At 68.1% G+C, this 12352-nt stretch carries 17 protein-coding genes; 12 read left to right on the top strand and 5 right to left on the bottom strand.

What is annotated here, in order from left to right:
* Positions 1–7 precede the first annotated feature (7 nt).
* Entirely contained in the window at positions 8–442 is a 435-nt protein-coding gene (locus FHR96_RS17875; RefSeq protein ID WP_183389124.1) for a hypothetical protein, read from the top strand.
* Positions 443–444: 2 nt separating this feature from the next.
* Here the strand turns inward: FHR96_RS17875 and FHR96_RS17870 are convergent, their stop codons facing one another.
* The gene (locus FHR96_RS17870; RefSeq protein ID WP_183389091.1) at positions 445–783 is read right to left on the bottom strand and encodes a hypothetical protein; all 339 of its coding nucleotides are present in this window, start codon (positions 781–783) and stop codon (positions 445–447) included.
* 45 nt (positions 784–828) lie between these two features.
* On the opposite strand from FHR96_RS17870, the gene FHR96_RS17865 reads away from it, so the two are divergent.
* Positions 829–1647: a hypothetical protein gene (locus tag FHR96_RS17865; protein WP_183389090.1), complete on the top strand. Its 819-nt coding sequence runs from the start codon at positions 829–831 to the stop codon at positions 1645–1647.
* A 73-nt stretch (positions 1648–1720) separates the two neighbouring features.
* Here FHR96_RS17865 and FHR96_RS17860 read toward each other — a convergent pair whose 3' ends face one another.
* Positions 1721–3241, bottom strand: coding sequence for a SulP family inorganic anion transporter (locus tag FHR96_RS17860; protein WP_183389089.1), 1521 nt, complete (start codon positions 3239–3241; stop codon positions 1721–1723).
* Between the two features lie 270 nt (positions 3242–3511).
* Here FHR96_RS17860 and FHR96_RS17855 point away from each other — a divergent pair, with 270 nt between their 5' ends.
* The 7 genes from FHR96_RS17855 to FHR96_RS17830 all read left to right on the top strand — a co-directional run bounded on the left by FHR96_RS17855 (position 3512) and on the right by FHR96_RS17830 (position 7138).
* A complete protein-coding gene (locus FHR96_RS17855; protein WP_183389088.1) occupies positions 3512–3922 on the top strand; it encodes an acyl-CoA thioesterase in 411 nt (136 codons plus the stop codon).
* A complete protein-coding gene (gene ybaK / locus FHR96_RS17850) occupies positions 3919–4389 on the top strand; it encodes a Cys-tRNA(Pro) deacylase (RefSeq protein ID WP_183389087.1) in 471 nt (156 codons plus the stop codon). The genes FHR96_RS17855 and ybaK overlap by 4 nt, the downstream gene beginning before the upstream one ends.
* A gap of 72 nt (positions 4390–4461) precedes the next feature.
* A complete protein-coding gene (locus FHR96_RS17845) occupies positions 4462–4791 on the top strand; it encodes a hypothetical protein (RefSeq protein WP_183389086.1) in 330 nt (109 codons plus the stop codon).
* Positions 4763–5284, top strand: coding sequence for a DUF501 domain-containing protein (locus FHR96_RS17840; protein WP_183389085.1), 522 nt, complete (start codon positions 4763–4765; stop codon positions 5282–5284). The genes FHR96_RS17845 and FHR96_RS17840 overlap by 29 nt, the downstream gene beginning before the upstream one ends.
* A gap of 34 nt (positions 5285–5318) precedes the next feature.
* Entirely contained in the window at positions 5319–5441 is a 123-nt protein-coding gene (locus FHR96_RS22630; RefSeq protein WP_281378420.1) for a hypothetical protein, read from the top strand.
* A 118-nt stretch (positions 5442–5559) separates the two neighbouring features.
* A complete protein-coding gene (locus FHR96_RS17835) occupies positions 5560–6117 on the top strand; it encodes an LOG family protein (RefSeq protein ID WP_183389084.1) in 558 nt (185 codons plus the stop codon).
* A 49-nt stretch (positions 6118–6166) separates the two neighbouring features.
* The gene (locus FHR96_RS17830) at positions 6167–7138 is read left to right on the top strand and encodes an NAD(P)H-quinone oxidoreductase (RefSeq protein ID WP_183389083.1); all 972 of its coding nucleotides are present in this window, start codon (positions 6167–6169) and stop codon (positions 7136–7138) included.
* Here the strand turns inward: FHR96_RS17830 and FHR96_RS17825 are convergent.
* Both FHR96_RS17825 and FHR96_RS17820 read right to left on the bottom strand, forming a co-directional pair.
* Positions 7135–7623: a hypothetical protein gene (locus FHR96_RS17825; protein ID WP_343066379.1), complete on the bottom strand. Its 489-nt coding sequence runs from the start codon at positions 7621–7623 to the stop codon at positions 7135–7137. The genes FHR96_RS17830 and FHR96_RS17825 overlap by 4 nt on opposite strands.
* Positions 7624–7704: 81 nt before the next feature.
* Positions 7705–8199: a tetratricopeptide repeat protein gene (locus FHR96_RS17820; RefSeq protein ID WP_183389081.1), complete on the bottom strand. Its 495-nt coding sequence runs from the start codon at positions 8197–8199 to the stop codon at positions 7705–7707.
* 223 nt (positions 8200–8422) lie between these two features.
* Between FHR96_RS17820 and FHR96_RS17815 the strand changes: the two genes are divergently transcribed.
* Entirely contained in the window at positions 8423–9454 is a 1032-nt protein-coding gene (locus tag FHR96_RS17815; RefSeq protein WP_183389080.1) for an NADP(H)-dependent aldo-keto reductase, read from the top strand.
* Positions 9455–9556: 102 nt separating this feature from the next.
* Positions 9557–10339, top strand: coding sequence for a peroxide stress protein YaaA (gene yaaA, locus FHR96_RS17810; RefSeq protein WP_183389079.1), 783 nt, complete (start codon positions 9557–9559; stop codon positions 10337–10339).
* Positions 10340–10364: 25 nt separating this feature from the next.
* Here yaaA and FHR96_RS17805 read toward each other — a convergent pair whose 3' ends face one another.
* Complete coding sequence (locus FHR96_RS17805) at positions 10365–10943, bottom strand: isochorismatase family protein (protein ID WP_183389078.1); 579 nt, start codon at positions 10941–10943, stop codon at positions 10365–10367.
* 106 nt (positions 10944–11049) lie between these two features.
* Between FHR96_RS17805 and FHR96_RS17800 the strand changes: the two genes are divergently transcribed.
* Positions 11050–11868, top strand: coding sequence for a Tim44 domain-containing protein (locus tag FHR96_RS17800; RefSeq protein WP_183389077.1), 819 nt, complete (start codon positions 11050–11052; stop codon positions 11866–11868).
* The last annotated feature ends 484 nt before the right edge of the window (positions 11869–12352 follow it).

Genomic DNA, 12352 nt, shown 5'->3' with positions numbered 1-12352 from the left:
TGAGACGATGCCGCAACATGGCTTCTATGCCAAGGTACGCCACGGCATGCCGGCCATCATCGCCCGCTGGCTGGACATTGGCCGCGGCGAGCCGGACCGGCTGGCCCTGATCCTCGCCGAGACCGCTCGGGTGGCCAAGCTCGGCGAGCCGGACGACACACCCGACGGCGCCATGCTACGTGCCTGGGCCGACCCGCAGGCGAGTGACGAGGTGCCGCTGTGGGCCGGGCGCACCGCGGTCTTCCTGCTGGTGCAGATGCCGGCCCGGCCGCTGCCTGGCGACGACGCCGAGGCCTGCGCCTGGGCCTACTGCTGGCTGCGCAACCGCAATCCGGAAAGCTTCGAGGCCGCTCGGGAAGCACTGCCCGAGCACCTTCGCGAACCACTCGAGGCCGCCCTCAAGGCGGCCTGGACGGACCGCCAGGGTCTTCGCCTCGTGTAGCGCTAACGGCGCCGCGGCGCCTTCTTGGGCTTGAAGCCCGCCGGCTTGGTGGCCAGCCATTCGACGAAAGCACGAATGTCCGGATGCGCCAGCAGCGACTCGCGGCTGCGATAATGGTCGGCCAGCTCGCGCTCGCCGAGCACCGCATGAACGTGCTTGTGGCAGGCATGGCACAGCCAGAGAATGGCGGTAAGCCGCTCGGCCCGGTCGAAGCGACGCCGGTAGCGTGCCTTGCCATGCAAGGCACGGGGAATCAGGTGGTGCTTGGTGAGCGGCGCGGCTCGTCCGCAGAGCGCACAGCCTTCGGGGCGAGGCGGCGGCGAGAGATCATGGCCGGCCATGGCCACCTCCACGACATGACTTGCCTATAGGATAAGGAAAACCACATGGATGTTCCGCTCGCCTGGCAACTGGCCAAGCTTCTGGTCTCGGTCGGCGTGGTGCTCGGCCTCTCGGTGATCGCCGAGCGTCTCAGCACCCGCATGGCCGGACTGCTCTCGGGCTACCCGCTGGGCACCGCCATCGCGCTGTTCTTCATCGGCCTCGAGATCTCGCCGGCGTTCGCCGCCGAGGGCGCGGTTCACACCCTGGCCGGTTTCTCCGCGACTCTGGCATTGGGCGGAGGCTACCTGCTGGGCGGGCGCCGCGAAGGCCTGCCCGGCGTGCTGATGGGCACCCTCGCTGGCCTGGCAGCGTGGCTGGCGGCGGCCTGGCTGCTGACGCTGGTCGATTTCGACCGGCTCACCGGCACCCTGACCACCGTGGTGGCCATCGGCATCTTCCTGCGGCTCTATCGACGCCTGCCGGACGCCGCCGCCCAGCCCAAGGGCGGCTTCTCGTGGGGCGCCCTGGCCCTGCGTGCCGGACTGGCCGCCGGCATCATCTTCCTGATCACCGGGCTGGCTCACGTGCTGCCCTCCGCCTGGGCGGGCGTCATGGCCGCTTTCCCGGTGACCATGTATCCCTTCCTGGTGATCCTTCACCTGACACACGGCGTTGCCCCGGTGGCCACGGTGATCAAGCACTACCCCGCGGGGCTTGGCTCGCTGCTGTGCTATGCGCTGTGCGTCTCGCTGACCTACGACAGCCTGGGCCTGGTTGCCGGCACCCTGATCGGCTTCGCCGTCGCCACCACCTGGCTGCTGGCCTGGACCCGTCTTCAGCGCCTGTGGGCCGAGCGCCGAGCGCCCGCGGCGCGCTCCTGACGGTACGGTAGCCGGAGCGCGATGCTGCGGGAGACGACGAACGCCTCCCGCCCGCATGCCTTCCCTCGTGTGCCTAGGCCGGCGCGGTGCGGCGCCTCAGCCGTCCCTCCACGCGATGCGACATCGCCACGTTGCCGATCATCTCCAAGTCACCGCCTTGCTGGCGCACGGTGCGCTGCCAGTCATCCAGCAGCTCGGCGCAGGCATGATCGATGTAGCGCAGCTGGCCGATGCACACGCGCAGATGGGTATCCGGGCTGACCTCGCCCAGCAACCGTGCCAGCTTGGGAACGCTCAGGAAAGTCGCGGTACCCCGCAGGCGCAGCTCAACGCCACCGGCCTCGTCGGTGCCCCACCGGGCACGCAGCCGGGAGGCGCTCCAGGCCAGCTTCAGCAGGGTCAGAGCGAAGCCCACCAGCACGCCGGTCAGCAGGTCGGTGCACACGATGCTCAGCGCCGTGGCGAGATAGATCAGCGGCGGGGTGCGGCCGTAGCGGCCGAGATGGCGGACCGCCCGGACATCCACCAGCTTGCCCCCGGTATACACCAGGACACCGCCCAGGCAGGCCACGGGAATGCTCTGCAGCAGGCCGGGGAGCAGCATCACCAGTGCCAGCAGCCACAGGCCGTGCAGAATCGCCGACAGGCGCGTGCGTGCACCGGCCTGGACGTTGGCCGAGCTGCGCACGATCACCCCGGTCATGGGCAGGGCGCCGAGCGCGCCGCACAGCATATTGCCGACGCCCTGGGCCGACAGTTCGCGGTTGAACTGCGAGCGCGGACCGGCGTGCATGCGATCGACCGCCGCCGCCGACAGCAGCGTCTCGGCACTGGCGATGAAGGCCATGGCCAGTGCCGCCACCAGCAGGCTCGGATCGGCCAGCGTACCCAGGCCCTGCCAGCCGATCCAGTCGACGGCCTGGCCGAGATCGTCGGGCAGCATGACCCGGTTGATCGGCAGCGCCACGCCGCTGCTGACCCACGTCACCAGCGCCACGCCAACCAGCGCGCCCGGCAGGAAGCGCAGCGAGGCGGGACGGCAACGCTCCCAGAGCCACATGATGGCGATGGTGGCGATGCCGACTGCGCCCGCCATCAGCGAGCTGCTTCCGTTCACCTGTCGCACCGCCTCCCAGGCGGCGCCGGGGAAGGCGATCAGGTTGGCCAGCCCCGAGGCCTGCGGCTCGGCGTCGAGCATCACGTGCAGCTGCGAGAGCATGATGAGGATGCCGATCCCGGCCAGCATGCCGGACACCACCGCCGGGGCGACGATCCGGAACCAGCCGCCGAGCCGCAGTACCCCGGCCAGGCACTGCAGGGCACCCGCCAGCAGCAGCACCGGGCCAAGCGCCGACAGGCCATGGGTATTCACCAGTTCGAAGACCAGCACCGCGAGCCCCGCCGCCGGTCCGCTGACCTGCAACGGCGCCCCCGCCAGCAGGCCAACGACCAGGCCACCGACGATGCCGGTAATCAGCCCCTTGGCGGGCGGCACTCCCGAGGCGATGGCGATGCCCATACACAGTGGCAGCGCGACGAGAAACACCACCACGGAGGCTATGGCATCACGTGACAGGAAACGAAGGAGGTTCATGAGCTTTCTCCACATCCGATGTGAGTCAGAAAGACGCCGGCAATAGCCGGCCGAGGCGGCGTTCATCACCGCTCGCGCCAGCATTGAGCCGATAATGGCCCCGCCCACGTCCCGGGCGTCGAAGCTGGCGTCCTGCCAACTTAGAAGAGCTCACCTTGCCGGAGGCTGACGACGCCGTTCACGCTGGGTTCATGTATCCATTGACCAAGCACTTGCTCGGCAGCGATGCTGAAGGGCCGGCCCGCCCGGCACCACCCGACGAGGAGCCCCATGTTCACTCGCACCATCGAACCCGCCTTCTACGACACCGACGCCCTGGGTCACGTCAATAACACCCGATTGCCGGCGTGGTTCGAGCTGGCTCGCAACGACCTCTTCAAGCTCTTCACGCCGGACCTGGATCCAGGCCGCTGGCGCCTGATCATGGCGCGCATGGAAGTCGACTACCGCGCCGAGCTCTTCTACGGCAGCGACATCGAGATCCGCACCTATCTCACCCGGCTGGGCAACAGCTCCTTCACCGTGACCCAGGAGGCCTGGCAAGGTGGGCGAATGGCGAACCTGGGCCATACCGTACTGGTCCACTACGACCATCAGGCCAAGCGCGCCGTGCCGATCGAGGGCGAGCTGCGCGAGGCACTTTCCGCCCACTTGCAGGACACGGAGACCGTCGAGGCATGACTCCTGCCGTCAAGGCCCTGGAAAAGGCCGGCGTGGCCTTCGAGACGGCCAGCTACCAGCACGACCCGCGACGCCCGGCCTATGGCGAGGAGGCGGCCGAGGCCCTGGGCCTGCCCGCCGAGACGGTGTTCAAGACGCTGCTCGCCAAGCTCGACGACGGCCGGCTGGCGATGGCCATCGTGCCGGTGCCCACCCAGCTCGACCTCAAGGCGCTGGCTCGGGCGGCCGGCGCTCGCAAGGCACGCATGGCCGACCCCATCGAGGCCGAACGGGCCACTGGCTACGTGGTCGGCGGCATCAGTCCGCTCGGCCAGAAGAAGCGCCTGCCGGCCTTCATCGATGCCAGCGCCGAGGCCCTGACGCGCTTCCACGTCAGCGGCGGACGACGCGGCCTGGAACTCGCCCTCGCGCCTGCCGACCTGGCCGACCTGCTGTCGGCCTCCTTCGCGCCCCTGGCGCGGGCCTGAGCCGAATGCCACCACGCGCGGTCCCAGTCTCATGCCCGCTTCGCTCGCGCCCATCCTCTCAAGGAGCCGCTCATGGCCATCCGCTACGACCTCTGGCTCGATCCCGACGACGTCGCCCGCCACCGTGCCGTGGAGGCCGACCTGGAGAATTTCTTCCTGGAGCGCTTCGCCGACTTCCCGCATATCCGCTTGTTCGGGGCCGACCCCTACGATTATGATGCGCCCTTCAACCGCCTCTACGATGTCCTGATGGCGCGGGGCAACGAGTACTGCGAACGGCACTGGCACTACGTGCCCACCCCCGAGCAGCTCAATCGCACTTTCTTTCGCGCCGTGGGACGCTCGAACAAGTTCATACGAGACAACCCCGACGATGGTGATCCACCCCGACACGACGCCTGACGACCGCCAGCTCGCCGTCATCGCCGAGCAGCTCGGCCGCGCCCCCCGTGGCATCGAGGCGCTGGCCGCCACCGACGGCGAGGGCACGCCGCTGGTGCTGCGCATGGCGCCCATCGTCGACGAAGCGCCCTTCCCGACCCTCTACTGGCTGAGCGACGAGCGCCTCAAGATCGAGCTGTCGCGCATCGAAGCCGCCGGGGTGATCAAGACCCTCGAGGCTCGGCTGAAGGAGGATCCCGACTTCCTCGCCGCCTACCATCGCAGCCATGAAGACTACGTGGCCGCCCGCTGGCGACACATGACGCCGGCCCAGCGCGACGAGGTAGAGCGCCGCGGCTACGCCGAGGTATTGCGCGAGCGCGGCATCGGCGGCATCGCCAACTGGGATCAGGTACGCTGCCTGCACACCCAGTACGCGCACCACCTGTGCGGCAACAACGTCATCGGCCAGTGGGTCGACGCCGAATACGGCGTCATCGACCGCCTGCCCTGACGCCCTCCATAACGACATCACAACAGGAGCCCCCATGTATCTGGACACCCACGTGATCGCCAGCCTCGCTCTGATCGCCAGCCTGATCGGCATCGCCATCGGCGGCATTGCCCTGCTGCGCCGCGCCATTCGTCGCGATGCCGCCCGCGCCCGCTGAGCGCGTCACGACCGATGCTTCCGCAAGGGCGCCCTCGGCGCCCTTTTTCGTGGTCGCAAGCTTTGCCGCCGGCTATCCGCCCCCGCTAGGATGAGGGGTTCATCAAGGAGAGAACACCATGTCGAGTTTCTGCGTCTATCTGGGCTCTCGGGAAGGCCGCGACCCCCGCTTCCTCGCCGCCGCTCGCGCCCTGGGCAAGGCCCTGGCCCGCCGCGGCCACTCGCTGGTCTATGGCGGCGCCCGGGTCGGCATGATGGGCGAGCTGGCCAACAGCGTGCTGACGGCCGGCGGCGACGTCGTCGGGGTGATGCCGGATCATCTGGTGGAGCGCGAACAGGCGCACCTCGAGCTGACCCGGCTGATCCGAGTGCGCAACATGCACGAGCGCAAGGCCAGCATGGCGGCCCACAGCGATGCCTTCATCGCCTTGCCCGGCGGCATCGGCACCCTGGAGGAGCTGTTCGAAGCCTGGACCTGGCGCTATCTGGGGCTGCATGACAAACCCATTGGCCTGCTCGACACCGGCGGTTTCTACACGCCGCTGTTGACCTTCCTGGACAGCACGGTGGAGCACGGCTTCCTCGACGCCCATACTCGCGAGGAGTTGCTCGCGGCTGACGAACCCGATGCCTTGCTCGATGCCCTGGAGGGCCAGTTGGACAGCGATCGACGCTGAGTCGATCGACGGTGCAGGGCGCTCACCCCCATCGACCGGAGGATCTCCCATGCTGGCCATTCACCACGATGAAGAGCGCATGACCTGGCGAGAGTCGCCCGCCCCGGCCGGCCCCGCTCCCGGCGAGGTGCGGCTCAAGATCGCCTGGGCCGGCGTCAACCGCGCCGACCTGATGCAGCGCGCCGGCCATTATCCGCCGCCGCCCGGGGCCTCTGCGGTGCTCGGACTGGAGGTCAGCGGCACGCTGATCGAGATCGGCGAAGGCGTCGACGGACTGGAAGCCGGCCAGCGGGTCTGCGCCCTGCTGGCCGGCGGCGGCTACGCCGAGGAGGTGGTGGTCGACGCCCGACAGGTACTGCCGCTGCCCGACGGCCTCGATCTCCGGCAGGCCGCCGCCCTACCGGAAGCGTTCGCCACCGCCTGGCTAAATCTGTTCATGGAGGGAGCCCTGGCGTCGGGCGAGCGGGTGCTGCTGCACGCCGGGGCGAGCGGCGTTGGCACTGCCGCCATCCAGCTGTGTCGATCCTTCGATCATCCCTGCTTCGTCACCCTCGGCAGCGACGCCAAGTTGGCCACCTGCCAGGAGCTGGGCGCCGAGGCCGGCTGGAATCGCCACCGGGGCAGTTTCGTCGATGCGGTGAAGGACTGGGGCGGGGCCGACCTGATCCTGGACCCGGTAGGCGCAAGCTATCTGGCCGACAACCAGCAGGTGCTGAACACCGACGGTCGGCTGGTGGTGATCGGCTTCATGGGCGGGCGCCAGGCGGAACTGGACTTCGGGCGGCTGCTGATGAAACGCCAGCGGGTGATCGGCTCGACCCTGCGCAGTCGTCCGCCGGCGGAGAAAGGCAAGATCCTGGCCGCGCTGCAAGCGCATGTGTGGCCACGACTGGCAAGTGGCGAGATCGCCCCGTTGATCGACCGCAGCTGGCCGATTGCCGAGGCGGAGGCGGCCCATGCCCATGTCCAGGCGGATGCCAATGTCGGCAAGGTACTGCTCGAGGTTGGTGGCGAGGCCTAGAGCGCCTGGGTGCGCTGATAGGTCAGCTGCAGCAGCAGGGCATCCTCGCCGGCGCGGTGGCGGTGGATGCCCCGCTCGCGGATGATCGCCTCCTTGGTGGCGCTCCAGCTCGCCAGCTGGGCCTCGCTGAGCAGGCGACGCAGGGCCTCCAGGCGGAAGGCCGGCAGCATGCCGGCGTGATGGAAGAGCAGCGACAGCCAGGTGTTGTCGTAGCCCCAGCTGTCACTGTAGGCCACGCCGATATCGGCGAGCTCGTCATTCAGCCAGCGCGCCACCTGGCGCACGGGATAGCCCTCGCGCGCCAGGCGGCCGCGCGAAATGCCATGCAGGAGTTCCGCCTTGGGGTCCCAGTGCGTCCATTCCTCGAGAGGCTGGATGAGAAAGGCACAGGTACTGCCGTCCGAACGGGCCAGGCCGACCTCGATGGGGTAGCTGCCGCGTCCGAATCCGGACGCTTCGATATCCAGCAGTGTCGGTAGCGTCACGGGCTGCTGAGTCCTTGATGATGTAGAGTCGCCGCTCATTGACGACCGGGGAGCACCGCCTCGTCACGAGGCGCCATCATCCTAGTGTCGCGTCCCGGCTTCGCCGCTGTCCAGTGACTCGGCCAGGGCCTGCCAGTGCCCGGTGCGTTCAGGGTCTTCAGGCAGCCCAAGTTCACCGTCGCGATAGGCCCGCGCCAGGCGCTCCGCGGCCAGCGGATGTCCCGCTTCCCCGGCGCGCGCATACCAGGTCACCGCACGATCGTCGCGGCGTGGATACTGGGCGCAACCGTGTTCGTAGATCTGCCCCGCCTGATACTGGGCATGACGGTCGCCGCTCTGCGCGGCCTCGAGCACGTAACGGGCGCCACGCGCCTTGTCCTGGGGCGAGACGGCGCGATGGAACAGCATGTGGCCATACAGGGACAACGCCGCCGGATGGCCGGCGTCGGCACAACGCTGGAAAAGATGCAGCGTCAGACGCTGGGTGCGCGGCGAGCGCGGCAGCCAGCGGGTATGAAACAGCTGTCGTGCCAGACGATACTCGATCCGAGTGAACAATGATGATGCCTGCTGCATGGCAAACAACCTTGCGTCCAGTGGTTCGATTGACGACGTCGAGCACCATCCTGTGTCCGGCGTCCTGTCCTGGGGAAATCGGCCCTGCGGCCTCCGCCGGGGCAACGGGGTCGCAAGCATACGCCCGCCCCGGCGGCGACTCAACCCCCCGACATTTACGATCCCGCCCCCCGGGGCTACCATGCGGTGCGAACCGCCCCAACCCCATGATGAGGAGTGACGGATGCAGACCCGCCCCCTGGGCCGGACCGGCCTCGAGGTCAGCCGGCTATGCCTCGGCACCATGACCTTCGGCGAGCAGAACAGCGAGGCCGAAGCCCACGAGCAACTCGACCGTGCCGTGGCCTTCGGCATCAACTTCATCGACACCGCCGAGATGTATCCGGTGCCGCCTCGGGCCGAAACCCAGGGACTCACCGAGGCCTACATCGGTAGCTGGCTCAAGGCGCGGGGGTCCCGGGACGACGTCATCATCGCCACCAAGGCTGCCGGTCCGGGCCTCGATCACATCCGCGGCGGGCCACGCCTGACCCGCGAGCACCTTCATCAAGCCATCGACGACAGCCTGTCGCGGTTGCAGACCGACTACGTCGACCTCTACCAGTTGCACTGGCCCGATCGTCGCGCCAACTTCTTCGGCCGCCTGGGCTACGAACACGACGAAGAGGAAGACGCGACGACCCTCGAGGAAAGCCTCGCGGCACTCCAGGAACTGGTGCAGGCCGGCAAGATCCGCGCCGTAGGCCTGTCCAACGAGACGCCCTGGGGCGTGATGCATGCGCTGCAAGTGGCGGAGTCCCAGGGGCTGCCCCGTGTCGCCTCGGTGCAGAACCCCTATAGCCTGCTGAACCGCAGCTTCGAGGTCGGCCTGGCCGAAATCGCCCATCGCGAGGACGTCGGCCTGCTGGCCTATTCGCCGCTGGCCTTCGGCAAGCTGTCCGGCAAGTACCTCGACGGCGCCTGGCCCGAGGGCGCACGTCTGACGCTGTTCGAGCGCTTCCAGCGCTATAACACGCCGCTCGCCGACGAGGCGACCCGCGCCTACGTCAACATTGCCCGCGAGCATGGCCTGGACCCGGCGCAGATGGCCCTGGCCTACGTCAACTCGCGCTCCTTCCTGACCAGCAACATCATCGGCGCCACCAGCATGGCGCAGCTGGAAAGCAACCTGGAAAGCGAATCGCTGCGCCTCGACGAGGACGTTCTCGCCGCCATTGAGGCCGTACATCAACGCTACCCCAATCCCTGCCCCTGAGGCCTTGCCCTCGACGGCGCCGGGGCTATCGAGTCCATAGCCCCGGCACGCGGGCGCGCCTGATATACTCGAGCCGAATCTATCCAGGCACAGGAGCGCCCCATGCTGAGCGTGATCTCGCCCGCCAAGACGTTGGACTTCGAGACCCCGGCGACCACGTCCCAGGCCACCCAGCCCGACTTCCTCGACCGCAGCCGCGAGCTGATCGGCATCCTGCGCGATCTCTCGCCACAGCAGATCGGCGAGCTGATGGGCGTCAGCGACAAGATCGCCGGGCTCAACGCGGCCCGCTTCTCCGAATGGCAAACGCCTTTCACGCCGGACAACGCCAAAGCCGCCGCCCAGGCTTTCCAGGGCGACGTCTATGTAGGGCTGGAGGCCGCTTCGTTCGACGATGGCGACAACGCCTTCGCCCAGGACCACCTGCGCATCCTCTCCGGCCTTTATGGCCTGCTGCGGCCGCTGGACCTGATTCAGCCCTACCGCCTGGAGATGGGCACCAAACTGGCCAACCCCGCCGGCAAGGATCTTTACGCTTACTGGAAGCCCACCCTGACCGGCGCCCTGGAGCGCGCGATCGCCGAGAGCGGCAGCAAGGTACTGGTCAACCTGGCCTCCAACGAGTACTTCAAGGCCGTCGACGCCAGGGCACTCGATGCCCGGGTGATCACCCCGGTGTTCAAGGACGAGAAAAACGGCCAGTACAAGATCATCAGCTTCTACGCCAAGAAGGCCCGGGGCCTGATGGCGGCCTGGATGATCCGCCAGCGCCTGGACGATCCCGAGGGCCTCAAGGGCTTCGACGTGGCCGGCTATCGTTTCAACGCCGCCATATCAGAGGGCGATACCCTGGTGTTCTGCCGCGCCGAGCAGGATCGCCCCTGATCCTCGCTGCCCTGCATCGGCGGCGCTAATCGAAGAAGCGCAGCGACCGCGGCGAGCGCGGTTTGAGAAAGCGGCGGTGCACGTCCTTGAAGCGGGCATCGTCGCAACGCTCCAGCCACTCGTAGGCCACCATGTCGGCACTCACCGTCCAGCCGCCGGCCCGCTCGATCCGCCGTCGAGCCAGGGACGCCTCCTCCGAGCGCCGACTCACCGCCGCCTCCGCCAGCCAGAAAACCTCGTAGCCCGCCTCGCGTAGCCCGAGCCCCGTCTGCAGCACGCAGATGTGTGCCTCCGCCCCGCACAGCACGATCTGGCGCCGCCCGCTCGCGGACAGCGTCGCGGCAAAGCCAGGCTCCGCGTGGGCATCGAAGCGGGTCTTGTCCCAGAAACGCGCACCTTCGAGCGACTCTCGCAGGCGCGGGTCGTTGCCACCGAGCCCCGCTGGATACTGCTCGGTCAGCCACACCGGCACGTCCAGCACCCCGGCCACGCCACCCAGCCAGCGCGCCTCGACGACGGCCTGTTCACCGCCCTCCAGCACCGGTATCAATCCCACCTGCAGATCGACGATCAGCAGCAGGCTCTGCTCACGCTTCAGACGCATCGTTCGGCCTCGCTCGATAGACGGTGTCGGTGACCCGCTTAGTCGCTAGAATGAGGCTCTCGACTTTTCACGGCGGATCCTCCGCCACATTCTCTGGAGACCCACGATGCGTCAACTCCTCGTCATGCTCGTCGTCGGCCTGCTGGGCTTCGGCCTGGCAGTCGACCACGCCGATGCCCGCCGCATGGGCGGCGGCAAGAGCTTCGGCAGCTATTCCCGCTCCGCCGACGCCCCAAGCGCGACGTCCACCCGCTCTACCGGAGCAGCCGGCACCCAGCGCAAGCCTTCCAGCGGCTTGTCGCGCTTCGCCGGCCCCTTCGCCGGCATGCTGGCCGGCGGCCTGCTCGCTTCGCTGTTCTTCGGCGGCGCCTTCGATGACCTGCGCATGCTCGACATCCTGCTGATTGGCGGCGCGATTTTCCTGCTGTTCCGGCTCTTCGCGCGCAAGCGACGCCCGGCCATGGCGGGCGGGCCGGCAACGGCGTCCCGCGAGGCGCATGAGCAGCCCCAGGCCTTCCAGGCCGGCCCTCTGGGAGGCGCCGGCGGCCTCGGCAAGGATCCCGACTGGTTCGATCGCGAACGCTTCCTGGGCGGCGCCAAGGAACACTTCATGACCCTTCAAAGGGCCTGGGACAACAACGATTTCTCGCAGATCCAGGACTACGTGACGCCCGAACTCTACAACCTGCTGCGCCAGGAGCGGGATCAGCATCCGGCCAACAACCGCACCGAAATCGTGCGCCTGTTCGCCGAGTTGGGCAGTGTCCAGGAGCTCGGCTCCCGGGCCGAGGCCAGCGTGCTCTTCCATGGCATCCTCGACGAGAACGGCGAGCAGAACGCCTTCAACGAGACCTGGCACCTGGTTCGCGAACTCCGCGACGGTGCGCCCTGGCACGTTCAGGGGATCGAACAGAACCCCGCCTGATCCCCTCTGGCGGTATATAGCATGCAGAAGGCCGGGCGATCGCCCGGCCTTCTCGTGTCTGGGGAAACTCGCGACGATCGATGCCTGCCGGGCCCCGCTATCCGCCGCCCTCGTCGCGCACCCGCGGGGCGTTCAGCGACAGGTCGAAAGACTACGCGCCGAGGAGGGGCCATGCATGGCGCTACGGCCCACCGGGAGCCTGGCCGGGTCCACCCAGACTGACAGAGACACGACACCTGCCACCGCTGCGCGGTGGATCGCGCTGCGGAGCAGCGCTCCCACGAATCCCAACGACGTCATGAGGATGGGCGGCGTCCTTGATCCCTGGTCCTGCGCCAGGAGCATCCTCGTCCGGCCCACGCCGTCTCCGCCATGACACCTATCGACCAGACATGAAAAAACCCCGAACCTGTCGGTCCGGGGTTTTCTCGGTATAGATGCCTGACGATGACCTACTCTCGCATGGGAACTCCCACACTACCAT

The sequence above is a fragment of the Halomonas organivorans genome, from assembly GCF_014192055.1.
Taxonomy (GTDB): domain Bacteria; phylum Pseudomonadota; class Gammaproteobacteria; order Pseudomonadales; family Halomonadaceae; genus Halomonas; species Halomonas organivorans.
Note: the sequence above shows the minus strand (reverse complement) of the source record. Positions and strands in the feature narration are given on the sequence as shown.